Source organism: Streptomyces sp. LaBMicrA B280, assembly GCF_049222185.1.
GTDB lineage: Bacteria > Actinomycetota > Actinomycetes > Streptomycetales > Streptomycetaceae > Streptomyces > Streptomyces murinus.
On record NZ_JBMJCT010000032.1, the window covers coordinates 1 to 26326 of the forward strand.

18 protein-coding genes are annotated in these 26326 nt (G+C 72.0%); 4 read left to right on the forward strand and 14 right to left on the reverse strand.

The genetic code is table 11. From position 1 onward, the window contains the following. Positions 1–135: 135 nt before the first annotated feature. Both ACLF5H_RS24730 and ACLF5H_RS24735 read right to left on the reverse strand, forming a co-directional pair. Complete coding sequence (locus ACLF5H_RS24730) at positions 136–900, reverse strand: alpha/beta hydrolase (protein ID WP_421678224.1); 765 nt, start codon at positions 898–900, stop codon at positions 136–138. A 150-nt stretch (positions 901–1050) separates the two neighbouring features. Further along, entirely contained in the window at positions 1051–1923 is an 873-nt protein-coding gene (locus ACLF5H_RS24735; protein WP_421678225.1) for a helix-turn-helix domain-containing protein, read from the reverse strand. A 76-nt stretch (positions 1924–1999) separates the two neighbouring features. On the opposite strand from ACLF5H_RS24735, the gene ACLF5H_RS24740 reads away from it, so the two are divergent. Both ACLF5H_RS24740 and ACLF5H_RS24745 read left to right on the forward strand, forming a co-directional pair. Then, a complete protein-coding gene (locus ACLF5H_RS24740; protein ID WP_421678226.1) occupies positions 2000–2857 on the forward strand; it encodes an alpha/beta fold hydrolase in 858 nt (285 codons plus the stop codon). A gap of 18 nt (positions 2858–2875) precedes the next feature. Further along, on the forward strand, positions 2876–4108 hold the full coding sequence (locus ACLF5H_RS24745; RefSeq protein ID WP_421678227.1) for an FAD-dependent monooxygenase: 1233 nt from the start codon (positions 2876–2878) through the stop codon (positions 4106–4108). Positions 4109–4121: 13 nt separating this feature from the next. Here ACLF5H_RS24745 and ACLF5H_RS24750 read toward each other — a convergent pair whose 3' ends face one another. From ACLF5H_RS24750 to ACLF5H_RS24805, 12 genes are all read right to left on the reverse strand, one after another. Further along, a complete protein-coding gene (locus ACLF5H_RS24750) occupies positions 4122–4850 on the reverse strand; it encodes a restriction endonuclease (protein WP_421678228.1) in 729 nt (242 codons plus the stop codon). Between the two features lie 235 nt (positions 4851–5085). Continuing rightward, positions 5086–6669, reverse strand: coding sequence for an FMN-binding glutamate synthase family protein (locus ACLF5H_RS24755; RefSeq protein WP_421678229.1), 1584 nt, complete (start codon positions 6667–6669; stop codon positions 5086–5088). 56 nt (positions 6670–6725) lie between these two features. Next, entirely contained in the window at positions 6726–7079 is a 354-nt protein-coding gene (locus tag ACLF5H_RS24760) for a VOC family protein (RefSeq protein ID WP_421678230.1), read from the reverse strand. A gap of 193 nt (positions 7080–7272) precedes the next feature. Beyond that, positions 7273–8271, reverse strand: coding sequence for a type I glyceraldehyde-3-phosphate dehydrogenase (gap, locus tag ACLF5H_RS24765; RefSeq protein WP_421678231.1), 999 nt, complete (start codon positions 8269–8271; stop codon positions 7273–7275). A 119-nt stretch (positions 8272–8390) separates the two neighbouring features. Next, entirely contained in the window at positions 8391–9347 is a 957-nt protein-coding gene (locus tag ACLF5H_RS24770) for a GlxA family transcriptional regulator (protein WP_421678232.1), read from the reverse strand. Positions 9348–9642: 295 nt separating this feature from the next. Continuing rightward, positions 9643–12147 (reverse strand): SpoIIE family protein phosphatase, encoded by a 2505-nt coding sequence (locus tag ACLF5H_RS24775; RefSeq protein ID WP_421678233.1) that lies wholly within the window; start codon positions 12145–12147, stop codon positions 9643–9645. Further along, on the reverse strand, positions 12144–16400 hold the full coding sequence (locus ACLF5H_RS24780; protein WP_421678234.1) for a HAMP domain-containing protein: 4257 nt from the start codon (positions 16398–16400) through the stop codon (positions 12144–12146). The genes ACLF5H_RS24775 and ACLF5H_RS24780 overlap by 4 nt, the downstream gene beginning before the upstream one ends. Before the next feature lie 252 nt (positions 16401–16652). Beyond that, on the reverse strand, positions 16653–17669 hold the full coding sequence (locus tag ACLF5H_RS24785; RefSeq protein ID WP_421678235.1) for a LacI family DNA-binding transcriptional regulator: 1017 nt from the start codon (positions 17667–17669) through the stop codon (positions 16653–16655). Between the two features lie 26 nt (positions 17670–17695). Further along, entirely contained in the window at positions 17696–18715 is a 1020-nt protein-coding gene (locus tag ACLF5H_RS24790; protein ID WP_421678236.1) for an ABC transporter permease, read from the reverse strand. Beyond that, positions 18712–19680, reverse strand: coding sequence for an ABC transporter permease (locus tag ACLF5H_RS24795; RefSeq protein WP_421678237.1), 969 nt, complete (start codon positions 19678–19680; stop codon positions 18712–18714). The genes ACLF5H_RS24790 and ACLF5H_RS24795 overlap by 4 nt, the downstream gene beginning before the upstream one ends. Beyond that, positions 19677–21455 (reverse strand): ATP-binding cassette domain-containing protein, encoded by a 1779-nt coding sequence (locus ACLF5H_RS24800; RefSeq protein WP_421678238.1) that lies wholly within the window; start codon positions 21453–21455, stop codon positions 19677–19679. The genes ACLF5H_RS24795 and ACLF5H_RS24800 overlap by 4 nt, the downstream gene beginning before the upstream one ends. A gap of 21 nt (positions 21456–21476) precedes the next feature. Further along, positions 21477–22595, reverse strand: coding sequence for an ABC transporter substrate-binding protein (locus ACLF5H_RS24805; RefSeq protein ID WP_421678239.1), 1119 nt, complete (start codon positions 22593–22595; stop codon positions 21477–21479). Between the two features lie 483 nt (positions 22596–23078). Between ACLF5H_RS24805 and ACLF5H_RS24810 the strand changes: the two genes are divergently transcribed. Next, positions 23079–24971, forward strand: a complete 1893-nt coding sequence (locus ACLF5H_RS24810) for an arabinofuranosidase catalytic domain-containing protein (protein WP_421678240.1) — start codon at positions 23079–23081, stop codon at positions 24969–24971. A gap of 235 nt (positions 24972–25206) precedes the next feature. Then, positions 25207–26214, forward strand: a complete 1008-nt coding sequence (locus tag ACLF5H_RS24815; RefSeq protein WP_421678241.1) for a LacI family DNA-binding transcriptional regulator — start codon at positions 25207–25209, stop codon at positions 26212–26214. The last annotated feature ends 112 nt before the right edge of the window (positions 26215–26326 follow it).

Consider the following 26326-nt stretch of genomic DNA (forward strand, 5'->3'; position numbering starts at 1 on the left):
CCCCCCCCCCCCCCCCCCCCCCCCCCCCCCCCCCCCCCCCCCCCCCCCCCCCCCCCCCCCCCCCCCCCCCCCCCCCCCCCCCCCCCCCCCCCCCCCCCCCCCCCCCCCCCCCCCCCCCCCCGCGACCGCTCACCGTCAGGCCGCCGAGGTCCCCGCCCGGTCGAGGTGCCGGGCGAGGAACCGGACCGCGCTGTCGGCCTCGAACCTGGGCCAGTCGAAGTGCCCGCCCGCGTTGGCGTGCAGTGTCTTCTCCTTCGAGGCGAAGGCGTCGAACAGCGCGAGGCTGGCCTCGCGCGGGATCCGCTCGTTGTCCCACTGCATGTCGAACTCGACCGGGACGGTGATCCGCTTCGCCGTCTCGGCCAGGGCGTCGGGCCAGTGCATGCCGAAGACCGCGGCGGTGATCCTGGGCTCGGCCGCCACCAGCGGCACCCCGATCGCGGTGCCCAGACCGAGGCCGGTGTAGCCGACGGGGCCGTCGGCGCCGATCTCCGGAAGCCGCTGGAGGGCGTCCAGGACCGCCTGCCACTCGGGCACGGCGAGTTCGGCCAGGCGGGCGTTGTACGGGACGACGACCGGGCCCTCCGGCTCGCCCGCCGCCTGTGCCGCGCGCAGCGCGGCGATGTCCCGTTCGTCGTGTGCGGTGCGCGGCCGGTCGCCGTGACCGGGCGCGTCGATGACGGCGGCATGGAAGCCGCAGCCGTTCACGAGGAGGCGGGCGCGGCCCGTCATGGCCGGCTCCTTCTTGTGCCTGCCGCCGCCGTGGCCCATCAGGACCAGGGGCGCGCGCTCGCCGCCGGAGGCCGGCGACCAGAGAACCCCGGGGATGTCACCCACGGTGAAGTCGCGCTCGACCATGCCGTCCGACGACGACTCGGCGGTGAAGTGTAGAGAATGCATCGGTGTTGCCTTTCGGGAGTGCCTGGGTGTGGAGGCGCTCCCGGCGACACCTAGGTCGATCGCCGGCCGTGACGGAAAAGGGGGAGCACCCACGTCGATACTGCGTTCATGGGTCTCACCTCCTCGGGCGGTGTCACGGTCGACCGCACGCTACAAGCCCGCTCGCCGCCCCGTCCAATTCTTTTCCCGGGACCGTGTGAGGGGCCATGCCATGTCGTCGACGGCGAGGAACGGCTCGTCGGCCACGGTCGTGGGCGTCGCCCCGGTGAGCGCCATGACGTCCCGGCACAGATGGGACTGGTCGGCGTAGCCCGTGTCGGCCGCGACCCGGGCCGCGCCTTCGCCCGCGACCAGGCGGTGCGCCGCGTGGTCGAAGCGCACCAGCTTCTCGGCGCGCTTGGGCGGCAGCCCGAGCTGCGAGACGAAGCGGGACCACAGCCGTTTGCGGCTCCAGCCGACCTCCTCCGCGAGTCCCTCGACCCTGGCCAGGCCATGGCTGACGACGATCCGGCGCCAGGCCCAGGCCACCTCCGGGTCCACCGGCGGCCCCGCCTCGTACCGGCGGGCGAGCAGCGCGCCCGCCAACGCGAAGCGGTCCTGCCATGACGTGGCATCGCCGAGCCGTTCGCGGATCCGTGCCGCCTCCCGGCCCCACAGGTCGTCCAACGGTACGACGGCGCCGTCGAGTTCGGCGGGCGGGGCGCCGAGGATCGCGCGTGCGACCACCGGGGACAGCCGTACCTGTACGCACTCGACGTTCCGCCCCCGCGCCCGGACCGCGCCGCCCGCTCCGAGCCCGGGTCCGGCGACGAAGCTCCCCGGCTGCCGCCGCCCCGCGGCACCGTCGAGGACGGGTGAACCGGCGCCGAACTCCAGGAGCAGCGTCACGGCCGGGAAGGGGACGATCCGGAGCGCCTCCAGGTCGCGGACGCGGAATCCGGCCATGGTGACACCGGCCACCGGGCTAGGCCGCCGCGGGCACTCGACGTCCCATGTGGCCGCACCGCGCGCGAAAGTCCGCATCCTCCCATGCTATGCGGGCCGCCTGACGGGAACATTTGTCCAATCCATCGGTGCGTACGGCGGAGACAGTGGGCTCATGACTGTTTCTGACGGCGACCCGCACGTGCCCGGCGGCTCCGAGGCCACCGAGAGTTCACACCTGACCCTGGCCGACGGCGACATCCATGTGTGCCAGGACGGCCCGCGCGACGCGCCCGCGCTGCTGCTCCTCCACGGGACCGCGTCCTCGGGCCGCTCGTGGGGCCCGATGGTTCCGCTGCTGACCGGATGCCATCGCGTCATCCGGATCGACCTTCTGGGACACGGCCGTTCGGCCAAACCCGCCGACCGCGACTACTCGGTCCCGGAGCAGGCGCGCCGGGTCGGCGCGGCACTGGACCGGCTCGGTGTCGAGCATGCCGTGGTCGCCGGTCATTCCAGCGGCGGCGTGGTCGCCACCGCCCTCGCCGAGGAGCGCCCCGACCTGGTGACGGCCCTCGCCCTCGTCAACACCGGGCCCGGCCTGGACGCCCTCGTCCCGACGGAGACCCCCACCGTCGACCCCTCGCGATGGCCGCCGACGGACGAACAGCTCCGGCGGTTCGCGAGCACGGGGTTCAGCCGACCCGGCTACCGGATCCCGGCGCAACTCCTGGACGACGTACGCGAGATGACGTACCACACGTTCACCACGACAATGATGGCCACCCGCTCCTACCTGGAGCGACGGGCGCTGCCGGAGCGGCTGGCGGTCCTGGGCAAGCCGCTTCTGGTGGTCTTCGGCGCGGACGACCGCAGATGGCGGTCCTCGTCCGCCGCCGACTACCGCGTCGTGCCGGGCGCGCGGGTCGAGTCGCTGCCCGGTCTCGGGCACTCGCCCCTGCTGGAGGATCCGCCGCGCACCGCCGCTGCCCTGCTGGCCTTCACCGCGCCGGGCGCCGTACGCGGGCGCTGAGGGAAAGGGAGCGATGCCATGCGGATTCTTGTCTCCGGCGCCAGCGTCGCCGGTCCGGTCCTGGCCCACTGGCTCACCCGGTACGGCTTCTCCGTCACCGTCGTCGAACGCGCTCCGGCGCCGCGCAGGACCGGCGGCCACGCGGTCGACCTGTTCCGGCCCGCGATGGACATCTCGGAGAAGATGGGCGTGCTGCCGTACATCGAGCAACGGGCCACCGGGACACGTCGATTGACGGTCCATCAGGAGGGGTCGCGGCGTCCGGTCCGGGCGGATCTCTCCAAGATCTTCGGCGCCGCCTCCGAGCGGCACGTCGAGATCATGCGCGACGAGCTCAGCGAGATCTACTACGGGGCGACACGCGACGACGTCGAGTACGTCTTCGGTGACTCGATCACCGCGATCTCGCCCGACGGTGAGGTGCGCTTCGAGAACGCCCCGCCGCGCCGCTTCGACCTCGTCGTCGGCGCGGACGGGCTGCACTCCAACGTGCGCCGCCTCGTCTTCGGGGCGGAGTCCGGCTTCAGCACCTTCATCGGCGCCTACCTCGGCGTGCTGACCCTGCCGAACGTGTCCGACCTCGACGGCGAGCTCCTCATGCACGTCGGTGTCGGCCGCACCGTCGGCATGTACGGCGCGCGACATCTCGGCGAGGCGCGGGCGCTGTTCCTCTTCCGCAGCGAGCGCGAACTCGACTGCCACCACCGTGACGTGCCCCGGCAGAAGGAGCTGCTGCGCGGCGCGTTCGCCGGTATGCACGCCGAAGTGGACGGCTGGCTGGACGAGTTGGACCGCACTCCGGCGTTCTACTTCGACTCGATCACCCAGCTCCGCATGGACACCTGGTCGCGGGGACGGGTGACGCTCGTCGGCGACGCGGGCTACTGCCCCGGCCCGGCCGTCGGCGGCAGCACCAGCCTGGCCGTCCTCGGCGCGTACGTCCTCGCGGGCGAACTGGCCCGGGCAGGCGGCGATCACGAGCGGGCCTTCCCCGCCTATGAGCGCGCGATGGCGGAACAGGTACGGGGCAGCCGCGCGGCCGCCCTGGGCGCGGCCAAGACCCTGATCCCCACGTCCCGCCTCGGCGTGCGGGGTCTGGCCCAAGGCGTCCGGCTCATCTCCGCGCTGCCTGCGGGGCCGAGTCGCGCGCTGCTCCGCCTCACGACGAAGAGCGGACGTCTGTATGAGTCGGTGACGGTGGACGACTACGCGCCGATGCCGGGGGCCGCCCCGGCCCGGCCGTCGGCCTGAGCCGTTCCGCCGCTCAGGACAGGGCCGACGGTTTACGGGGCGGCGGGACCGCGCGGAGCAGCTCCCACAGCGGCCGCGAGCCGGATGCCCACGCCCCGAGGGTGTGCCGGTCGACCACATGGAGGCGCTGCTGCCCGGCGAAGGCCACGGCCGGGGCGGTGACCCTGCCGTTCGTCACGATGACCGCGACGTCGGCCCCGTGGACCTGGCGGGCGGTGCCGTTGAGGACCTGGAGGTCCGGAGTGCCCACCGCGGATCCGGCGAGGCCGGCGCGCCGGTGTTTGCACTGGATCACCCAGCGCCGCCCATAGGGGTCCGTGGCCTTCACATCGGCGCCCAGGTCCCCACCGCCGCCGACGCGCACCGCGTCCCGGCAGCCGTCACGGTGCATCAGGTCCCGCACCGCGTCCTCGAATCGGGTGTGGTGCAGGGCGTCCAGCTGAGCCAGCCCGTAGCGCAGACCCTGCGCGCGGACCGCGTCCCACCGCGCCCGCTGCCGCTTCCGGTGGAGCAGGCCACCGCCGACCAGCACCGCGAGCACCGCGGCGGCGGCCAGGATCCACCAGTGCGCCAGCAGCCAGTTGACGACGACCACCACCAGGCCCACGCCCAGGGCCGCGGCGATCAGGAGCCCGATCAGCCGGTCCTCCACGCGCCGCCGTCGCCTGCCCGGTCCGCGCGGGCGGCGCCGCACCGGAGGGCGCCTGCCGCTCGACCGGCTCCCGCGCGTACGGGGGCTCATCGGCCTGCCTCCGTACGCCTCCGCGGCCGCCGGACGACGACCTCCCGCAGCACCGCCACGTTCATGGTCAGCACCTGTCCAGACCTCCCCCACCGACCGGCCACCGCATGGGCATAGCAGGACGCCCACCCCGGCCTCCTTGTCTAGCGGCGCTTCGGTGATGTCGCAGGCGGGTTGCCCGTGAATGGCACAAAGCCATCGGACCTGGCCGAATACCGCGCGCCAGCCCTCCAGGTCACACGGTGAACCGGTCGGGGTCGGCGCATTCCCAGTCCGTCGCCCAGGACTCCGGCGGCTCGTCGAGCAGCTGGCCCGGCGCCAGCCACTCGTACAGCTCGTCGTAGGAGCGTTCGGTGAGCGGGTCGATGCGGCGGTGGAGCATGTGGGGGCGCAGCTGGGCGGGGTCGGTGACGCCCATGGAGGCCATGATCTGGAGGGCGCCGGCCACGGTCGCCTCCTGGAAGCGCCGGACACGCGGGGCCTTGTCCCGGACGTCCAGGGCGCGGGCGCGGTGGGGGTCCTGGGTGGTGACGCCGGTGGGGCAGGTGTTGGTGTGGCACCGCTGTGCCTGGATGCAGCCGACGGCGAACATCATCGCCCGAGCGGCGTTGGCGTAGTCGGCGCCCTGGACCAGGCGTTTGACGAGATCGGCGCCGGTGGCGATCTTGCCGCTCGCGCCGATCCTGACCTGGTCGCGCAGGCCCGCCCCCACCAGGGCGTTGTGCACCGTGAGCAGGCCCTCGGTGAGCGGGGTGCCCATGTGGTCGGCGAACTCCAGTGGTGCCGCGCCGGTCCCGCCCTCCGCGCCGTCCACCACGATGAAGTCGGGCGCCGTGCCCTCCTCCAGCATGGCCTTGCATACGGCCAGGAACTGCCGCCGGGAGCCCACGCACAGCTTGAAACCGGTCGGCTTGCCACCCGACAGCTCACGCATGCGGGCGATGAAGCGCACGAGTTCCCGCGGGGTGGAGAACACCCGGTGGTACGGCGGGGAGACGACCGTACGCCCCTCGGGCACGCCCCGGACCCGGGCGATCTCGGCGTTCACCTTGGCCCCCGGCAGCACACCGCCGATGCCGGGCTTCGCGCCCTGGGACAGCTTCAGGGACACGCACTTGACGTGGTCGTGCGCCGCCTTGTCGGCGAACCGCGCCGCGTCGAAGTCCCCGTCCCGGGTGCGGCAGCCGAAGTACCCGGTGCCGATCTCCCACACCAGGTCGCCCCCTGGCCGCAGGTGGTACTCCGACAGCCCGCCCTCGCCGGTGTCCTGGGCGAAATTCCCGGCCGCGGCCCCGCCGCCCAGCGCCAGGACCGCGTTGGCCGACAGCGAGCCGAAGCTCATCGCCGACACGTTCAGCAGGGCCATGTCGTACGGCCGCTCGCAGTCGGGGCCGCCGATCCGTACCCGCGGCGCGCTCCTCGGCACCGGGCACGGCGCCATCGACGGCACCAGGAACTCGTGACCCGGCCGGTACACGTCGCGTTCGGTGCCGTACGGCTCCTCCGCGTCCGTGCCCTTGGCGCGCTCGTAGACGATGCTGCGCACGTCCCGGTCGAAGGGGCGGCCGTCGAAGTTCCGCTCGATGAAGTACTGCTGGAGCTCCGGGCGTAGGCGCTCCAGCAGGAAGCGGGCGTGGCCGAGGACGGGGTAGTTGCGCAGCACCGAATGCCGGCGCTGCGCCAGGTCCGCCACGCCCAGCAGGCCCAGCAGGGTCAGCGGGGCGGCGGCGAACAGCCACCAGGGGGAGAGCCAGGCGGTCGCCAGGGACGCGAGCACGCCCGCGGCGAGGATCAGGGTGACGGTGACGATGCGTGTCATCACTTGCGCGTTGCCGTACGCGCGCCCTCCACTCCCGCGGTCACGTCAAGAGCGCTTCAAGCACGGCGGTGGCTCAGGACGTTGATCACGCGGCCGCTGGGGTCGCGGACGAAGAAGCGCCGCACCCCCCACTCCTCGTCCCGCAGGGGGTGGACGATCTCCGCGCCGCTCGCCCGCATCGCCGCGTAGGCCGCCTCCACGTCGTCCACCTCGATGCTCATGTCCGGGGTGACCGGGGCGGTTCGGTCGGTGGACACGACGCTGATCTGTGCCGCCGGGGTCGACGGCGAGGCGAGCGTCATCACCCAGCCGAGGTTCATGACCTCCTCGAAGCCCAGCAGGCCGTAGAAGTCACGGCTCTCCTCCGCCGCCGCGGAATGGATGACGGGCATGACACGGCGAACGCTCATCTGTGACTCCAGGGGCAAGAGGACGCGACAGGTACGGGTACGAGGCTACGAGAGCGCCCGCGCGTACCACCGCGTGGCGGGCGACCGCCCCGAACATGGCACTCCTGCGCCGAGCGCTCCACGAGCGCGCCGGCTTTCGACGCGCTCCGCGGACGGCTGCCGGTGCCTGTTCGCCTCATCGCCCCGCGCGGGGTCAGCTGGTGGCGAGGAGGGCGAGGGTGTCGATCACCCGGTTCGAGAAGCCCCACTCGTTGTCGTACCACGCGACGACCTTGATGTGGCGGCCGTCGACGCGGGTGAGGGCCGAGTCGAAGATCGAGGAGGCCGGGTTGCCGGTGATGTCGGAGGAGACCAGCGGGTCGTCGGAGTATTCGAGGACACCGGCGAGGGGGCCGTCTGCCGCGGCACGGTAGGCCGCCAGCACCTCGTCCCGGGTCACGTCGCGGCCGACGGTGGTGTTGAGCTCGACGATCGAGCCCACCGGTACCGGGACGCGGATCGAGTCGCCCGACAGCTTGCCTTCGAAGTTCGGCAGGACCAGGCCGATCGCCTTGGCGGCGCCGGTCGTGGTCGGCACGATGTTGACACCGGCGGCGCGGGCGCGCCGGGCGTCGCGGTGCGGACCGTCCTGGAGGTTCTGCTCCTGGGTGTAGGCGTGCACCGTGGTCATGAACCCGTGCTCGATACCGGCGAGTTCATCGAGGACGGCGGCCAGCGGCGCCAACGCGTTGGTGGTGCAGGAGGCGTTGGAGACGATCGTGTGCACGGCCGGGTCGTAGGCGTCGGTGTTGACACCGAACGCGAGGGTGACGTCGGCGCCGTCGGACGGCGCGCTGACGAGCACCTTCCGCGCGCCCGCGTCGAGATGGGCGCGGGCGGCCTTCGCCGAGGTGAAACGGCCGGTGGCCTCCAGGACGATGTCGACGCCGAGTTCGGCCCACGGCAGCTGCGCCGGCTCGCGCTCGGCCAGCACCTTGATCCGACGGCCGTCGACCACGAGGGTGTCGCCGTCGACGGTCACCGGGCGCCCGAGCCGGCCGGCCGTGCTGTCGTAGGCGAGCAGCCGGGCGAGGGTGGCGGGCTCCGTCAGGTCGTTGACGGCGACGACCTCCAGAGCGCTGTCCCGTTCGAGCAGGGCGCGCAGCACATTGCGTCCGATGCGGCCGAACCCGTTGATGGCGATGCGAGTCATGTGGGGTGTCCCTTCCGTTCCCCACCAGGCTCGCTCGCGGCGCGCGCCGCTGACAGTGGCGCGATCGCCATGGTTCAAAAGGATCCCGCCAAGATCCCGCCTTGGTGCCGCCGGGCGGGTCACTCGCCCCGGGTGAAGGTGCGCCGGTACTCGCTCGGCGTGGTGCCGAGGATGCGCTGGAAGTGCAGGCGCAGGTTCGCGCCGGTGCCGAGGCCGACGTCGGCGGCGATCTGTTCGACACCGCGCTGGGAGCGTTCGAGTAGTTCGCGGGCCAGGTCGATACGGGCGCGCATCACCCACTGCATCGGCGTGTAGCCGGTCTCCTCGACGAAACGCCGGGAGAACGTGCGCGGCGAGACCCCCGCCCGCCGCGCCAGGGTGTCGAGGGTGAGGGGCTCGCCGAGGCGGCGCAGCGCCCACTCCCGGGTGGCGCCGAAGCGTTCGCCGTGCGGCTCGGGGACGCTGCGCGGCACGTACTGGGCCTGGCCGCCGCTGCGGTAGGGGGCGGCGACCAGGCGCCGGGCCGCGTGGTTGGAGGCGGCCACTCCGACGTCGCCGCGCAGGATGTGCAGGCACAGGTCGATGCCGGAGGCGGCGCCGGCCGAGGTGAGGACGCTGCCCTCGTCCACGAACAGCACGTTCTCGTCGACCCGGACGAGCGGATGCCGGGCCGCGAGTGCCTGTGTGTAGTGCCAGTGCGTCGTGGCGCGCCTGCCGTCGAGCAGGCCGGTGGCGGCGAGCGCGAAGGCACCCGTCGAGATGGCGGCGAGCCGCGCGCCCCGCTCGTGCGCGGCGATCAGCGCGTCGACCACGGCTCGCGGCGGGTCCTCGCGGTCCGGGAACCGGTACCCGGGCACGAACACGATGTCGGCCCACGCGAGCGCGTCCAGGCCATGGGCGACGTTGTACGCCAGCCCGTCGCCCCCGGCCACCAGTCCGGGCGCCGCCCCGCACACCCGCACCTCGTACGGCATGCTCGCGCGGGTCGTGAACACCTGCGCGGGAATCCCGACGTCGAGTGGCTTCGCCCCTTCGAGGACGAGGACGGCGACGCGATACAGGCGGGGGGCGGACACAGGAAGAGGGTACGTGGGGGATGGCCTCGGTACGCCCGCGTGGCGCCGCCCGCGATCACCGGGGCAGGCCGGCCTCGGCCGCCCGGTGCAGGACGTCACCGCAGGTGGGGGACCGTATCGCGGGACCGGCGCCACGGCTCCTGGTCCACCAACGGCAGCAGGACGCTCGCCAGGTACGCACACCGACGCCACACCAGGTCGTGGTCCGAGGTCATGGGCGATCCTCTCGCCGGGGAGCGGAGGCGTCCATGGGTTCGGCGTCACGGATTCACGGTGTGGCGGCGCGGCGCGGTCCTCAGTCCACCCTGATCCCCACGATGCACGTGTCGTCGTCGGTGTCCGACCTGCTGTACGTGAGCAGTCTGTCCAGTTGCTGGTCCAGGGTGCGGGGGCCCGAGCGGGCGGTGTGCAGGAGGTGGGTGAGGGATTCCTCGACCGAGCGGTCGCGGCGTTCGATCAGGCCGTCGGTGTACATGAGGAGGGTGTCACCGGCGGCCAGGCTCAGTTCGGTCTCCTCGTAGACCGCCTCCGGGAGCGCGCCCAGCAGGAGGCCGCTCAGGGTGGGCAGCGGGGTGGCCTCCTGCCCGCGGACCAGGACGGGGGGCAGATGACCGGCTCGCGCCCAGCGCAGGGTGCGGCTCTCGCCGTCGTACAGGCCGCAGACGGCGGTCGCGGTGACGGCGCCCGTCAGATGGTGGGCGACGATGTTCAGCCAGGACAGCAGCTGTGCCGGGCCCGCTCCGGTGACGGCGAGGCCGCGCAGCGCGTTGCGCAGGACGACCATGCTGGTGGCCGCCTCGATGCCGTGTCCGGCGACGTCGCCGACGCACAGCAGGATGAGTCCCGAGGGCAGCACCACGGCGTCGTACCAGTCGCCGCCGACCAGGTGCTCGGTCTCGGCCGGCCGGTAGCGCACCGCCACCTGGAGGCTGGGCACGCGCAGCGGCGCCTGGGCCGGGGGCATGATCGCGTGCTGGAGCTGGAGGGCGAGCCGGTTGCGCTCGGCGGCCTGCTGCTCGGTGTGGGCGAGTTGGTCGCGGGTCGCGGCGAGGGCGACCTCGGTCCAGTGCTGGGCGGAGATGTCCTGGTAGGCGCCGCGCACACCGAACAGCTGGCCGTCGGTGTCGAGGACCGGTTCGGCGACCAGGCGCATGTGCCGGGACACTCCGTCCGGCCGCTGCAGCCGGAACGCCGCCGAGGCCGGCCTGCGGTGGTGCAGCAGAGTGCGCAGGAACCGCCCGATCTGGACGGCGTCGTCCGGGTGGGAGTAGGCGGGCAGCTCCTCCAGGGCGACCGGGGAGCTGGTGGCCGGGCGGCCGTAGAGGCTGAACAGCTGGCCGTTCCAGGTGATCTCGCCGGTCAGCAGGTTCTCCTCAAAGCCGCCGATCCGGCCGAGCCGCTGGGCGTGCTGGAGCAGGCTGGCCAGGCGCGCGGTCTCGTCCTCGATGCGCCAGATGAGCAGCAGACTGGAGCCGTGGCGGCTGATGCTGATGTCGGCGACCGCGGAGAGCGGGACCTGGTCGACCAGCGCGGTGAGCCGTACCCGCTGGGCGCGGAACGGCTCGCCGGTGGCGTAGACCCGCTCCACGCGCTGGAACAGCTCGCTGGTGCCGGCCGACATCGGGTAGGCCTCCAGCAGCAGGGCGCCGCCGATGACGGCCCGGGGGCGGCCCGCCGGGTCGAGGAAGCGGCTGTTGACGTGCTGGATGCGGAAGTCGACGAGCAGGCCCGCGTCGTCGAGGTGCGGCACCAGCACCAGGGCCGGATCGTGCAGTCCGTCCGCGAGGTCCATCAGCTCCGCCACGTCCGGCATCACCCGGGACTCCGGGCGGGGCACGGCGGAGGGCACGAAGTCGTCCAGGGTGTGCGCGCACAGTTCGGCGAGGGTCTCCACCTGACGCAGCACCGGGCGCGGCAGCGGCTCCTCGGGCTTGGGCCAGGCGATCTCCAGGACGCCGTGGATGCGACCGCCCGCACCGGCGGGTACGGCGATCCGGGCGCCGTCGGCGTACTCGCGCCGCCCGATGGTGGGCAGCCCGGACTCGGCGAGCGAGGGCAGCCACTGTCCGTCGGGCTCGGTCAGGCCCCGGCGGGCCACCGTGGCCACGTCCGGCGGGACATAGCACCAGCGGGCCGCCTCGGCCGGGGCGAAGCCCGCGCTGCCGGCCAGGGTCAGCGAACCGTCCGAGCCGGCCGCCCAGATGGCGACGGCGACGGCGCCGAGCGGACGCAGCGCGTGTTCGAGCAGGGAGGCGGCCATCGCCTCGGTGTCGTGGGCGGCCAGCACCCCGCTCTCGGCGGCGCGCAGCCGTACGGCGGCGGAGTCCTCGTCCGGGCCGCCGGGGTCGGCGGTCGTGGACAGGAACGCCTCGGTCACCTCGGCGACCCGGTCCCTGGCCGCCTGGTTGATGACGTCCACCGCGAGTTCCAGCGGGGTCACCTGCGCCTGTTCGGTCAGCTCGGCGAGCTGCCGGGCGGCCTGGGCGGGACCGCAGCCGAGGCGTTCGACCAGGATGCCCTTGGCCAGTTCGATCAGCGCCCGGCCCTCGGCCTCCGCCTGCGCGGTCCGCACCTCGCGGCGCAACCGCTCCACGGTGGCGGCGAGCCTGCCCACCGGGGAGTTCGCGGGCGCGTCGGCCACCGCCGCCACGTCCACCGGCGGCAGCGGCGCGGGCTGGCCCGGTACCCCGTTCGACGCATCGAGCGCGGTATCGGGGTCGGCGGGCGGCTGGATGTTCACCGGACGGGTACTCCTCGGCCTGCTGAAGGGCGGTTGCGCGGTGTCGTTGTCCGGCTTCATGCGGGCAGCCAGCGCCGGACGCAGGCGATGAGGTCGCGGGTGTCCACCGGTTTGGTGACGTAGTCGCTGGCGCCGGAGGCGAGGCTCTTCTCCCGGTCGCCCTGCATCGCCTTCGCGGTGACGGCGATCACCGGCAGCTCCGCGTACCGCGGCATGCTGCGGATCTCGGCGGTGGCGGCGTAACCGTCCATCTCGGGCATCATCACGTCCATCAGGACCAGTTCGATGTCCGGGTTGTTCAGCAGCGTCTCGATGCCCTTGCGGCCGTTCTCGGCGTGCAGGACGCGGAAGCCGTGCAGTTCGAGGATGCCGCTGAGCGCGAAGAGGTTGCGCGCGTCGTCGTCGACGACGAGGACGGTACGGCCGCGGGTGTGCTCGTCGACCAGGTCCGGGGTGTGCTGGAGTTCCTCGCCGCGGACGAAGGTGAGCACCTCGCCGGGTTCCTCGGCGGACAGGTGAAGGGCGATCCGCTCGCGCAGCTCGTCCAGGCTGGAGAGGTATTCCAGCGAGCCGCCCGGCTCCGCCTCCGGGTGCTCGGCGCGGTGGGAGCCGTTGTGCACCAGGACGGGGACCCCGGCGAGGGCGGAGTCGCCGTGCAGCGCCTGGAGGAACCGGACCGACTCCCCGTCGGGGGCGCCCAGTTCGACCACGACGCAGTGGCAGGGCTCGGCGGCGAGGGCGCCGGCCGCCTCCTGGGCGCCGACCGCGGTGATGATGTCGACGGGGATGGCGTCGGCGCGGCCGTGGTCGAGATCGCCGACGACGCTCTCGGCGACCAGGGTGAGCAGGCCGCGCGGACGCTCCTCCACGACGAGCAGTCGGCGGGCACGCTGCCGCTTGGCGGAGACGAGGGGCGGCGCCGCCTTGAGCTCGCGCGGGGCCGCCGCGTCCGGGTGCTCCGGTTCGTCCGGTTCGGTGGTGCCGCGGATGCCGCGCAGGTGTTCGTCGAAGTCGGGCCGGGCCACGGGCAGGAAGAGGGTGAAGGTGCTGCCCTTGCCCGGTGTGCTGTCGACGGTGACGGCGCCGCCGAGCAGATGGGCGATCTCCCGGGTGATGGACAGGCCGAGCCCGGTGCCGCCGTACTTGCGGCTGGTGGTGCCGTCCGCCTGCTGGAACGCGCCGAAGATGCTCTCCAGTTGCTGCTCCGGGATGCCGATGCCGGTGTCCTTCACCCGGAAGGCGACCACCGCGCCGCCGCGGACCACGGCGCGCGGCACCTCGGTGTCGACGGCGGGTTCGACGCGCAGTTCGACGCCGCCCTGTTCGGTGAACTTCACCGCGTTGGACAGCAGGTTGCGCAGGATCTGGCGGAGCCGGGAGTCGTCGGTGAGCAGGTCGGCGGGTGCTCCGGCCGACGTGGTGACGGTGAACCCGAGGCTCTTCTGCGAGGTCATCGGCCGGAAGGTGGCTTCGACGTACTCGATGAGCTGGCGCAGCGGGACCCGCTCCGGGGTGACGTCCATCTTGCCGGCCTCGACCTTGGACAGGTCGAGGATGTCGTTGATCAGCTGGAGCAGGTCGGAGCCCGCCGAGTGGATGATGCCCGCGTACTCGACCTGCTTCGGGGTGAGGTTGCGGGAGGGGTTCTGGGCGAGCAACTGGGCGAGGATGAGCAGGCTGTTGAGCGGGGTGCGCAGCTCATGGCTCATGTTGGCGAGGAACTCGGACTTGTACTTGGAGGCCAGCGACAACTGCTGGGCGCGGGCCTCCAGTTCCTGCCGGGCCTGCTCGATCTGGAGGTTCTTGCCCTCGATGTCGCGGTTCTGGTCGGCGAGCAGCGAGGCCTTCTCCTCCAGTTCGGCGTTGGAGCGCTGGAGTTCCTCCTGCTGGGCCTGCAACTCGGCGGAGCGGGCCTGGAGTTCGCTGGTCAGGCGCTGGGACTCCTCGAGCAGTTCGTCGGTGCGGGCGTTGGCGACGATCGTGTTGACATTGACGCCGATGGTGTCCACGAGCTGCTGGAGGAAGTCCCGCTGCACGGTGGTGAACCGGGTGACGGAGGCGAGTTCGATGACGCCGAGCACCTGCTCCTCGAAGAGGATGGGCAGCAGCAACAGGGCGGTGGGCTCGATCTGTCCGAGGCCGGAGGAGATGGTGACGTACCGGGGCGGCAGCTCGTCCACCGCGATCGTACGGCGGCTGCGCGCGGCCTGGCCGACCAGCGAGCGGCCGAAGGAGATCCGCTCGGGGCGCTCGTCGTCGTCGGGGCGGCCGTAGTCGCCGACGAGCCGCAGCTCGGGGCCGGCGGCGGCGTCCTCGGCGAGGTAGAAGGCGCCGTACTGGGCGGACACCTGGGGCACCAGCTCGTCCATGATCAGCTCGGCCACGACGCGCAGGTCGCGGTGGCCCTGCATGAGGCCGGAGAGCCGGGCGAGGTTGGTCTTGAGCCAGTCCTGTTCCTGGTTGGCCCGGGTGGTCTCGCGCAGCGACTCCACCATGGAGTTGATGTTGTCCTTGAGGTCGGCGACCTCGCCGGAGGCGTCGACGGTGATGGAGCGGGTGAGGTCGCCCTCGGCGACGGCGCTGGCGACGTCGGCGATGGCGCGGACCTGCCGGGTGAGGTTCCCGGCGAGTTCGTTGACGTTCTCGGTGAGCCGCTTCCAGGTGCCGGAGACGCCCTCGACCTCGGCCTGGCCGCCGAGCCGGCCCTCGGTGCCGACCTCGCGGGCGACGCGGGTGACCTCGTCGGCGAACGCGGACAGCTGGTCCACCATCGTGTTGATGGTCGTCTTCAGTTCGAGGATCTCGCCGCGCGCGTCGACGTCGATCTTCTTCGACAGGTCGCCCTTGGCCACGGCGGTGGTCACCAGCGCGATGTTGCGCACCTGGCCGGTGAGGTTGTTGGCCATGGAGTTGACGTTGTCGGTGAGGTCCTTCCAGGTGCCGGCCACGTTGGGCACATGGGCCTGGCCGCCGAGGCGGCCCTCGGTGCCGACCTCGCGGGCGACGCGGGTCACCTCGTCCGCGAACGCCGAGAGGGTGTCGACCATGGTGTTGATGACGTCGGCGAGGGCGGCGACCTCGCCCTTGGCCTCCACCATGATCTTCTGCGAGAGGTCGCCCTTGGCGACGGCCGTGGCGACCTGACTGATGGAGCGGACCTGGCCGGTGAGGTTGGAGGCCATCACATTGACGTTGTCCGTGAGGTCCTTCCAGGTGCCGGCGACTCCTCGCACCTGCGCCTGACCGCCGAGGCGGCCCTCGGTGCCGACCTCACGGGCGACGCGCGTCACCTCGTCCGCGAACGCGGACAGCTGGTCCACCATCGTGTTGATGGTGCTCTTCAGCTCCAGGATCTCGCCCCGGGCGTCCACCGTGATCTTCTGCGACAGATCACCCTGCGCCACCGCGGTGGCCACCTGGGCGACGTTGCGCACCTGATTGGTCAGGTTTCCGGCCATGAAGTTGACCGAGTCCGTGAGGTCGCGCCAGGTTCCCTTCACTCCCTTGACGTCCGCCTGGCCGCCGAGGCGGCCCTCGGTGCCCACCTCGCGGGCGACGCGCGTCACCTCGTCGGCGAACGCGGACAGCTGGTCCACCATCGTGTTGATGGTGCTCTTCAGCTCCAGGATCTCGCCCCGGGCGTCCACCGTGATCTTCTGCGACAGATCACCCTGTGCGACGGCCGTCGTCACCTGGGCGACGTTACGCACCTGGGCGGTGAGGTTTCCGGCCATGAAATTGACCGAATCCGTGAGGTCGCGCCAGACACCGGCGACCCCCGGGACCTGGGCCTGACCGCCGAGCCTGCCCTCGGTGCCGACCTCGCGGGCGACGCGCGTCACCTCGTCGGCGAAGGCGGAGAGCTGGTCGACCATCGTGTTGACGGTCTCCTTCAGCTGAAGGATCTCGCCGCGCGCCGGGACGTCGATCTTCTGCGACAGGTCACCCTTGGCGACCGCGGTGGCCACCTGGGCGATGTCGCGGACCTGGGTGGTGAGGTTGCCCGCCATCGCGTTGACCGAGTCGGTCAGGTCGGCCCAGGTGCCCGAGACCCCCGGCACCTGCGCCTGGCCGCCGAGGGTGCCCTCGGTGCCCACCTCGCGGGAGACGCGGGTGACTTCGGAAGTGAACACGGACAGCTGGTCGACCATGCCGTTGAAGACGGTGGCGATATCGCCCATGAGCCCCGGGGAGTCGTCCGGCAGCCGGGTGCCGAAGTCCCCGTCACGGACCGCGGTCAGCCCCGCGAGCAGTCTCCTCAGTTCTTCGTCGCCCGGTACCGCATCGGTCGTCCCGGAAGCCTTGCCGGCCATGCGCGCCTCATTCCGCACCCCAAGGAGCCCTCTGGTAGGGGAGGGCTCGGAACCATCGCCGGGCACGCGGCCTGACCCGGCGGTTCACGTGTGCATTTCCCCAGTTCACGGATTTACACGAGGGGAAAATACGCCGCAGGTTAACCCAGCTCCCCGGCCCCGCACAAAGCCGCCCCGACCCCGGACGGTCAGGGAAACGCCCGGCGAGGGGCCGAGTACGGCCACACTTGTCGTACCGGCACCGCGCCCGGCTCAGCCGCGCCGCTCCACCGTCGACTCCCGCACCACGAGTTCGAAGCCCGGCAGGATGCGGCGTGGCACCGGTGCGGTGCGGGCGGCGATGCGTTCCACGACGCAGTCGACGGCGATCTGGGCGATGGCGCGCTTGTCGGGGGCGATGGTGGTCAGGGCGACGGCCGCGTAGCGGGCCTCCTCGATGTCGTCGAAGCCGGCGATCGCGATGTCCTGGGGGACGCGCAGTCCGCGTCGGGCCAGGACCCGCATGGCGCCGAGGGCGACGAGGTCGTTGAAGGCGAAGACGGCGTCCGGCCGTTCGCCGCGGTCCAGGAGGGCGGCCATGGCCACGGCGCCGTCCTGGCGGTCGTAGCCGTCGGTGGCCATGACCAGGGGTTCGGGTGGCCTCAGCCCGGCGGCGGTGTGTGCCTCGCGCCAGCCGCGCAGCCGCAGATGCGCGGGTTCCCGCGCGCTCTCGTGGCGGGCGCCGAGGAAGGCCACGCGGCGGCGGCCGGTGTCGAGGAGGTGCTGCACCGCGGCGCGTGCCGCCGCCACGTTGTCGATGGCGATGTGGTCGAAGGGGGCGTCGTACTCGCGCTCCCCGAGGAGCACCAGGGGCGAGGTGTCCGAGCGGCAGAGCAGGTCTTCCGTCGCCATCCGGATCGGGCTGAGGATGAGGCCGTCGATGATCTGCGCGCGAAAACCCTGGCAGACGAGGATCTCCTTCTCCCGCAGCCCCGCCGTGTGGTCGAGCAGCACGGTGTAGTCGTGCCGGGCGGCCGCGTCGATGACGGCTCCGGCCAGCTCCGAGAAGTACGGGTTGCCCAGCTCGGGGACGGCCAGCGCGATGATGCCGGTACGGCCGTTGCGCAGATGGCGGGCGACCAGGTTGGGCCGGTAGCCGAGTTCGTCGATGGCCCGCTGCACCCGGGCCCGGGTGCGTGGGGAGACATGGACATAGTTGTTCACGACGTTCGACACAGTCTTGACGGAAACCCCGGCGCGCTGTGCGACGTCCTTCAGGCTGACGCCCACGGGACTCCTTCGGTAGGGCGGCGGCGTCAGTCCGGCTGCCGGGTGCGGCTGAGCAGGGTCTGGGCGAGGACCACGACGGCCAGGAACGCGCCGTTGACCGTGTCGGTGAACGCGGAGCCGTACTGGGAGAAGTAGTGGTCGATCAGGTTGTGGATGACGGCCAGCACCAGGACGCCGCTCGCCGTGCCGCCGATGGACCCGCTGCCGCCGGTCAGGAGCGTGCCGCCGATCACCACCGAGGCGATGGCGGTGAGTTCGTAGCCGACGCCGATGGTGGTGACGCCGGAACCGAGGCGGGCGCTGCCGAGCGCGCCGGCGGTCGCGGCCAGGGTGGCGGACAGGACGTGGACGAGGACCTTGGTACGGACCACGGGGAGCCCCATGAGCGTGGCGGCGTTCTCGTTGCCGCCCAGCGCGGTGACCGTGGCGCCGAACCGGGTGCGGGTGAGCAGCAGCGCGCCGATCCCGAACAGGGCCGCCACGAGGAGGACCGGCATCCAGGTGCCGTCGCCCAGGCGGCGGAAGGCGGAGTCGGCGGGGACGAGATAGGTGGTGGCCCCCTCGTTCGTCAGCGCCTGGAGCAGTCCGCGGGCGCCGAGCAGTCCGGCGAGGGTGACGATGAAGGGCGCCATGCGGGCACGGGCGACGAGCAGTCCCTGTGCGGTGCCCCAGAGCGCGCCGACCGCCAGGGGCAGGACGAGGGCGAGCCAGGTGCCGCCGGTGTGCGCGCCGTAGGCGCCGAGCACCCCGCCGAGCGCGTACACGGATCCGACGGACAGGTCGATGCCGCCGGTGAGGATGACGAAGGTCATGCCCAGGGCGAGCAGCCACACGAAGGCGTTGTTGCCGAGGATGCTGGAGATGTTGGACCAGGTGGGGAAGGTGGACGAGGTCGCGGAGGCGAGGGCCACCATCAGCACCAGCACGGCCAGTGCGCCCCGGCGCTGGAGGTGGGAGGCCAGGCGTTCGCGCACGGCGCCCGGCTGCGCGGCGTCGGACGCCGGGCGCGGCGACACCGCGGCGGGCCGCAGCGCGGAGGGGGTCATCGGGTACCTCGCTCCTGTGAGGCGTAGACCGCGAAGCAGATGATGACGGCCTCCACGAGTTGGGTGTAGGACGTGTGCACGTTGTGCTGGGTGAGGACGGCGGTGATGAGCTGCATGAACAGCGCGCCGGCCACGGTGCCGAGGACCCGGATCCGGCCGCCGGTGAGCGGGGTGCCGCCGACCACGACGGCGGTGATGGCGTTCAGCTCCATGTTGAGGCCCTGGTTGGCGGGGTCCGCCTCGGCGCCGTGCCCGACGATCAGCGCGCCGGCGAGGGCCGCGAGGACACCGGACAGGACGTAGACGGTGACGAGCACCCGGCGCACCGGCAGACCGGCCAGCTTGCTCGCCCGGCGGTTGTCGCCGATGGCCACCAGTTGCCGGCCGAAGGTGGTCCGGCGTACCAGCAGCGCGGTCAGCACGGCGCACGCCCCCGCGAGCCACGCCATGACGGGGACACCGGCGAACCCGTCCGAACCGAGGCCCAGCAGCCCGGAGTCGGTGACCGGCTTGGCGGAGTTGCCGTTGATCAGCTCGGCGACGCCCCGCAGCCCGATCATCAGGGAGAGGGTGGCGACGATCGGCTGGACGCGGGCGAGCGCGACCATGGTGCCGCCGACCGCGCCCGAGACCGCGCCGCAGACCAGGGCGATCAGCACCGCGAGCGGCGCGCCGTAGCCGAGGTAGAGGGGGACGACCGAGGCGGCGAGCGCGATGACGGCGCCGACCGAGAGGTCGACGCCCTCCGTGCCGATGACCAGGGCCATGCCGAGGGCGACGATCAGGGTGGGGGCGACCTGGAAGAGCTGGATGCGGACGTTGCCCGCGGAGAGGAACGAGCTGTCCAGGGCTGCGGCCACGACGAACAGGACGAGCAGCGCGGTGTAGACGCCGTACGACCGCAGCAGCCGGATCAGCCGGGCCCGCTCCGGCGGGCCGGGGGCGGCCCAGGCCGTGGGGGTCATCGGGGCTCCTCCTTCGTCACGGCCGGGGCGCTCGGGCGGCCTTGGGCCTGCGGCGGGTTGTCGCCGGGGGGCGCGGCGGGGGCGTCGCCGTCCGGATCCTCGGAAGACGGGCCGACCGGCTCTTCGGGGCACGGGCCGTCCGGATCTTCGGAAGACGGACTGTCCGGATCTTCGGGGGACGGCGCGGAGGCGAGCGTGTCCAGCACGGTCCGCTCGGTGATGTCCGCGCCCCGGAGGTGGCCGACCGCCCGGCCGTCCTTGAGGACGACGAGCCGGTCCGAGCCCTCGATCAGTTCCTCCAGGTCCGAGGAGATCAGCAGCACGCCGAGTCCCTGTTCGGCGAGTTCGTCGATGAGCGCCTGCACCTCGGCCTTGGCGCCCACGTCGATGCCCCGGGTGGGCTCGTCCAGGAGCAGCACCTTGGGGTCCAGGCACAGCCAGCGGGCCAGCAGCACCTTCTGCTGGTTGCCGCCGGACAGGTCGCTGACCTTCTGGTCGGGGCCGGACGCCTTGATGCGCAGGCGCTCCATGAAGAAGCGCACGACGTCGTCCTGCCGGGACGGCGAGACCACTCCGGCGCGGGCGAGCCGGGGCAGCAGGGCCAGGGAGATGTTCTCCCGGACGGAGAGGTTGGGCAGGATGCCCTCGGCCTTGCGGTCCTCGGCGAGCATCACGACGCCGGCCCTGATGGCGGCGGCCGGGCTCCGGCGGGTGAGGGGGACGCCGTCCACCTCGACGCTGCCGCCGTCGGTGGCGAGGGCGCCGGTGATGGCCTTGGCGGTCTCGCTGCGTCCGGCGCCGAGCAGCCCGCCGAGCCCGACGACCTCCCCGTGGTGGATGTCGAGGCCGACGCCGTGGAGCTGGTGGCGGACCGTCAGGCCGGTGGCGCGCAGCACCGGAGCGGCCTCGCGCCCGCCGTCCCCGCCATCTACGCCGTGCCCGTCCCGCTGACCGTGCTGGCCGTGCTGGCCGTGCTCGCCGGTACCGAACGCCGTGGCGCCCTTGGCCCGCACGGTGGACATCTCGCGGCCGAGCATCAGCGAGATGAGCTTCAGCCGTTCCAGCCCGGCCATGTCGCCGGTGTGCACGACCGCGCCGTCGCGCAGCACGGTGACGCGGTCGCAGATCTCGTACAACTCGTCGAGGCGGTGGCTGACGTAGACGACGGCGATGCCCTGGCTCCGCAGGCCGCGGATCACCGAGAAGAGGGTCTCGACCTCGCGGGGTTCCAGCGAGGAGGTCGGTTCGTCCATCACGACCACGCGGGCGTCGGTCCGCACCGCGCGGGCCAGGGCCACCATCTGCTGGGCGCCGAGACCGAGGCTGCCGAGCGGGCGGGTGACGTCCACGTCGACGCCGTAGCGCCTCAGCGTCTCGCGGGCGATGCGGTTGACGGCCCGCACATCGACCAGGCCGAAGCGGCGCGGTTCGCGGCCCAGGCACAGATTGCGGGCCACCGACATCAGCGGGACGAGGTTCACCTCCTGGTAGATGGTGGAGATGCCGGCCGTCTGCGCCTCCAGGGGGTTGCGGAAGGCGCGGTCCTCGCCCGCGAGGCGGACCCGCCCCGCGTCGGGCCGGTACACGCCGGTCATCACCTTGATCAGCGTGGACTTTCCGGCGCCGTTCTCGCCGATGAGCGCGTGCACCTCACCGGGGCGCAGGCGGAAGTCCACCCCGCGCAGGGCGTGGACGCCCGCGAAGCTCTTGTCCACCTCGGCGACTTCGAGGATCCAGTCGCTGTGCGGTGTCCGGCCCTGCTGGACCAACGTCATCCTCCTCATGCGGGCCGTGGCTCAGTAGACGAGGCCCTGGTCGAGGGCCTGCTTGGCGTTGCCGGCGGTGAAGTGGCCGTCCTTGATGATCACCTTGGGCTGTACGCCCGTGGTGCCGTAGAAGTCCTGGAGCGCCTGGAAGGCGAGCGGGCCGAAGCGCGGGTTGGTCTCGATGTCGGAGACCATCTGCCCGGCACCGACGTTCTTGACGGCCTGCTCGATGCCGTCGATGGAGACGACCTTGACGTCCTTGCCCGGCGTCTTGCCCGCGGACCTGATGGCCTGGATCGCGCCGAGCGCCATCTCGTCGTTCTCGGCGTAGACGGCGTTGATGTCCGCGTGGGACTGGAGCAGTTGCTCCATCACCTTCTGACCGTCGGTCTGGGCGAAGTTGCCGGTCTGGGAGGCGACGACCTTCATCTTCGGGTACTTCGCCCTGGCCCGGTCCTCGAAGCCCTTGGTCCGGTCGGTGGTGACGTTGTTTCCGGGGGTACCGGTGAGGATGGCGACATGGGCGTCGCCGACCCCGGTGGCGCCGGCGAGGTCGTCGGCCGCGAGCTGTGCCTGGTGGTAGAAGTCCGAGCCGATGAAGGCCATGAAATCCGTGCAGGCGGTGCCGCCGACGGTACGGTCGATGGTGAGCACGGGGACCTTGGCGGACTTGGCCTTGGCCAGGGCGGGGCCGAGCCCGTCGGAGTTCTCCGGCGCGACGATCAGGACCTTGGCACCCTGCGCGATCATGTCCTCGATCTGCGAGTTCTGGGTGTTGACATCGGCGTTGGCGTTGCGCTCGATGAGCTTGACGCCGAGCTTCTTGGCCTGCTGCTCGATGCTCTTGGTCTCGGTGGCCCGGAAGGGGTTGCTGGTCGACTCCGACTGGGAGAAGCCGACGATCGTCTTGCCATCGGTGATGTCCAGCGGGGGAACGCCGCCGCCGTAGGTCTTGTAGGTGCAGCCGGGGCCCGCCGCCGAGGGGGAGGCGACCTGCTGGGAAGCGGCCGAGTCGTTGTTCGAGGCCGCCGAGGCGTGCACGTCGCCGTCGGAGGAGGAGTCCGACTTGGTGCATCCGGTGGCGGCCAGACACAGACCGGCGGTGAGTACCGCGGCGGTAAGAGCCTTGGCTCGGGGGGAGACGTTCACGCGCCGATCACATCCTCAACGATGCAACGAAGGGGCGGGGCTGAAGAGACGAGGCCACCTGGACCCTCGATCGCGGAGGGTGGTACGACAGGCGGGCTTTTCAACGTTGTAGACATTGAGGGAACGTCAAACCCGATGTCAACCCGCGGTACGCAACTCTTCGAGCATGGCCTTCCGTTCGCGCGAAAGAGGGCTCGGCGAGGACTCCCGGGCACCCGAACTCCTCGGTGACCAGGGCACCAGCGCCGCCAACTCCCTTGTGAACAGCGGATTTACGATCCTCTCCGGCATCACGGCCGGGTGTCCGGCCGGATTCACGCACGGGGATGGACGCCCCCGCGGAGGCTGTGCTGTCATGTGGCGGATCCCGTTTACAACGTTGGTAGAGCCCGGCGCAGTGAACGCGCCGAGCCGAGTGCGCCTGCCGCCGCCTCGGCAGGTCGAGCTCCATTCCCCCCTCTCCCCCAGCACCGGGAGCACACCATGCGCAGAGAAAAATCCACCGCGGCGGGCGGTCTCCGCCGGTCCGCGCGGTGGGCGTTCCTCCGTCCCCTGCGGCATCTGCTGTCCGCCGTCGCGGCGATCGGGCTCGTCCTCGGGGCCCTGATCGCCCTGCCGGGCGTCTCGCAGGCGGCGGGCTCACTGCCGTGCGACATCTACGGCGCGGCCGGCACCCCCTGTGTCGCCGCGCACAGCACGACGCGCGCCCTGCTGTCGTCGTACAACGGCCCTCTGTACCAGGTCACGCGGGCCTCGGACGGGGCCCGCGCGGACATCGGGCTGCTGTCCGCGGGCGGATACGCCGACGCGGCGCAGCAGGACACGTTCTGCCGGAACACCACCTGCCGGATCACCAAGGTCTACGACCAGACCTCGCGGCACAACGACCTGACCCCGGGCCCGGCCGGCACCTCGGGCATGGGCGCCGACCGCGGCGCGGACGCGAGTGAGATCGCGGTGACGGCGGGCGGGCACAAGGTGTACGGCATCTGGATCTCGCCGGGCGTCGGCTACCGCTACACCGGGGTGGCCTCCGGCGTCGCGGTCAACGGGCAGCCCGAGGGCGCCTACATGGTGGCCAGCGGGACGCACGTCGGCTCCGACTGCTGCTTCGACTACGGCAACGCGGAGAGCACCCCGGCCGACACCGGCAACGGCCACATGGACGCCGTGTCCATCGCCACCACGTGCTACTTCGCGCCGTGCACCGGGTCGGGGCCGTGGATCGAGGCCGACATGGAGAACGGCATGTTCCAGGGCGACAACGGCTCCAACACCGCCAACCGGGGCAACAACAGCCCCTTCGTCACCGCCGTGTTGAAGAACGACGGGCAGACCAAGTACGCGCTGAAGGGGGGCAACTCCCAGTCGGGCGCGCTGAGTACGTGGTGGGACGGCGGTCTGCCCACCCGCGCCGGATACCGGCCCATGCACCAGGAGGGCGGCATCATCCTGGGCACGGGCGGTGACAACAGCAACTGGAACCGGGGGACCTTCTTCGAGGGCGTGATGGTCGCCGGCTACCCGACCGACGCGGCCGAGAACGCCGTCCAGTCGAACGTGGTCTCCGTCGGCTACTCCGGTGAGACGGACGTGCCCAACGGGCCCCAGGGCACGATCACCGGGCCCGGCGGCAAGTGCGTGGACGTCGCCGCGGACGACACCGGCACCAACGGCACGGCCGTACAGCTGTGGGACTGCCAGAACTGGGCCGAGGACCAGCACTGGCAGCACAACGCCGACGGCTCCCTCAGCACGATCGGCCGGTGCCTGGACATCGAGGGCAACGGCACGGGCAACGGCGCCAAGGTCGAGCTGTGGGACTGCGACGGCGTCGGCGGACAGAAGTGGGTGCAGCAGGCGGACGGATCACTCCTCAACCCCCAGTCCGGCCGCTGCCTCGACTCCCCCAGCGGCGCGACCGCCAACGGCACCCGCCTGCAGATCTGGGACTGCAACGGCGCCGCCGCGCAGAAGTTCTCCGTCAACGGCGGTGCGCCGGTCCTCGGCACGGGGTCGAAGTGCGTGGACGTCGCCGCCGATGACAGCGGCGGCGACGGTACGGCCGTACAGCTGTGGGACTGCCAGTCCTGGGCCGTCGACCAGCACTGGTACCACCACGCCGACGGCTCGCTGCGCACCCTCGGCCGCTGCCTCGACATCAACGGGAACGGCACCGCGAACGGCACCCAGGTCGAATTGTGGGACTGCGATGGCGCCGGCGGACAGAAGTGGGTGCAGCAGGCGGACGGATCACTCCTCAACCCCCAGTCCGGCCGCTGCCTCGACTCCCCCAGCGGCGCGACCGCCAACGGCACCCGGCTCCAGATCTGGGACTGCAACGGATCCGCGGCGCAGAAGTTTAAGTTGAGTTGATGCGTCGTCAAGTCACTCTGTGACACGCCGCGTTCCAGGGGTGCGGGAGCCTGCCGTGGTTCCCGCACCCCCTTCCCCGTCTCCCGCCGGTGACCGGGCTTGCCAGGACGGAGCGGGGACCCGTATAACGTTGGAAATCCGGCGTCGGCCCTTGCGGAGCGCCGGGTTCGGTCCGGTCGCCGGGCCTGGAAAGGTTCGTCGGGCCGGGGCCCCTGCCCGGACGGGGAGGAACGTCGTGCGGGTGAGCCTCAAGGACGTCGCGTCGCACGCGGGTGTCTCCATCAAGACCGTGTCCAACGTGGTGAACGACCAACCGCATGTCACCCCCGCGATGCGGGCGCGCGTACAGAAGTCCATCGACGAACTCGGCTACCGCCCCAACCTCACCGCACGGCATCTGCGCAAGGGCAGGACCGGGATAGTCGCGCTGGCCCTGCCCGAGCTGGGCAACCCCTACTTCGCCGAGTTGGCCGCCGAGGTCGTCGACGCCGCGGCGGAGCACGACTACACCGTGCTGCTCGACCACACGGGCGGCCGCCGCGATCAGGAGACCCTGGTCAGCCAGGGTTTTCGCAGCCGGGTGATCGACGGACTGATCCTCAGTCCCATCGAGCTGGAGGCGGACGATCTGCGCGAGCGGGCGCCTGTCCCGCTCGTCCTGCTCGGCGAGCGCGAGTACGACCTGCCCTATGACCACATCTCCATCGACAATGTCGCCGCCGCCCGCGAGGCGGTGCGCCATCTGATCTCCCTGGGGCGGCGGGACATCGCTTTCCTGGGCGCCCGGCGCGGCCGCAGCCAGCCCGCCCATCTGCGGTTGCGCGGCTGGCGCGAGGAGCTGGACGCGGCGGGCCTCGTGGCCGACGACCGGCTGGTGGCCGCCACCGACGGCTGGGGGCACGCCGACGGGGCGGCGGCCATGGCGCGTCTGCTGGACGCGGGCCACCGTCCGGACGCGGTGTTCGCCTACAACGACCTCATCGCCATCGGCGCCCTGCGCGTGCTGTCCGAACGCGGGCTGCGCGTCCCCGAGGACGTCGCGGTCGTCGGGTTCGACGATGTGGTGGAGGGCCGCTTCGGCGCCGTCACCCTCACCTCGGTCTCCCCCGACAAGGCCTCCATCGCCAGGATGGCGGTCGAGTCGGTGCTCTCCCAACTCGACGGCGCCCCACGGCAGCGGGCCCGCCGGATCCACGCGGGCTACACGCTGGTGCGCCGCGAGAGCACCCTCGGACACGACTGACGGCTCCGCCGCCGACTTCTTCCGGACGGGGCCGGCAACAGGCCCTTTAACCTGCGGTGTTGGCCCCTCGCCCGCCTCCGGACCCTACCGCCGGGAAACCTCAGATCTTCCG

Excerpts from the sequence above, each read along its gene's own strand:
- ACLF5H_RS24730 (WP_421678224.1), bottom strand. The coding sequence starts at position 900 with ATGCATTCTCTACACTTCACCGCCGAGTCGTCGTCGGACGGCATGGTC.
- ACLF5H_RS24735 (WP_421678225.1), bottom strand. The coding sequence starts at position 1,923 with ATGCGGACTTTCGCGCGCGGTGCGGCCACATGGGACGTCGAGTGCCCG.
- ACLF5H_RS24740 (WP_421678226.1), top strand. The coding sequence starts at position 2,000 with ATGACTGTTTCTGACGGCGACCCGCACGTGCCCGGCGGCTCCGAGGCC.
- ACLF5H_RS24745 (WP_421678227.1), top strand. The coding sequence starts at position 2,876 with ATGCGGATTCTTGTCTCCGGCGCCAGCGTCGCCGGTCCGGTCCTGGCC.
- ACLF5H_RS24750 (WP_421678228.1), bottom strand. The coding sequence starts at position 4,850 with ATGAGCCCCCGTACGCGCGGGAGCCGGTCGAGCGGCAGGCGCCCTCCG.
- ACLF5H_RS24755 (WP_421678229.1), bottom strand. The coding sequence starts at position 6,669 with ATGACACGCATCGTCACCGTCACCCTGATCCTCGCCGCGGGCGTGCTC.
- ACLF5H_RS24760 (WP_421678230.1), bottom strand. The coding sequence starts at position 7,079 with ATGAGCGTTCGCCGTGTCATGCCCGTCATCCATTCCGCGGCGGCGGAG.
- gap (WP_421678231.1), bottom strand. The coding sequence starts at position 8,271 with ATGACTCGCATCGCCATCAACGGGTTCGGCCGCATCGGACGCAATGTG.
- ACLF5H_RS24775 (WP_421678233.1), bottom strand. The coding sequence starts at position 12,147 with ATGAAGCCGGACAACGACACCGCGCAACCGCCCTTCAGCAGGCCGAGG.
- ACLF5H_RS24780 (WP_421678234.1), bottom strand. The coding sequence starts at position 16,400 with ATGGCCGGCAAGGCTTCCGGGACGACCGATGCGGTACCGGGCGACGAA.
- ACLF5H_RS24790 (WP_421678236.1), bottom strand. The coding sequence starts at position 18,715 with ATGACCCCCTCCGCGCTGCGGCCCGCCGCGGTGTCGCCGCGCCCGGCG.
- ACLF5H_RS24795 (WP_421678237.1), bottom strand. The coding sequence starts at position 19,680 with ATGACCCCCACGGCCTGGGCCGCCCCCGGCCCGCCGGAGCGGGCCCGG.
- ACLF5H_RS24800 (WP_421678238.1), bottom strand. The coding sequence starts at position 21,455 with ATGACGTTGGTCCAGCAGGGCCGGACACCGCACAGCGACTGGATCCTC.
- ACLF5H_RS24810 (WP_421678240.1), top strand. The coding sequence starts at position 23,079 with ATGCGCAGAGAAAAATCCACCGCGGCGGGCGGTCTCCGCCGGTCCGCG.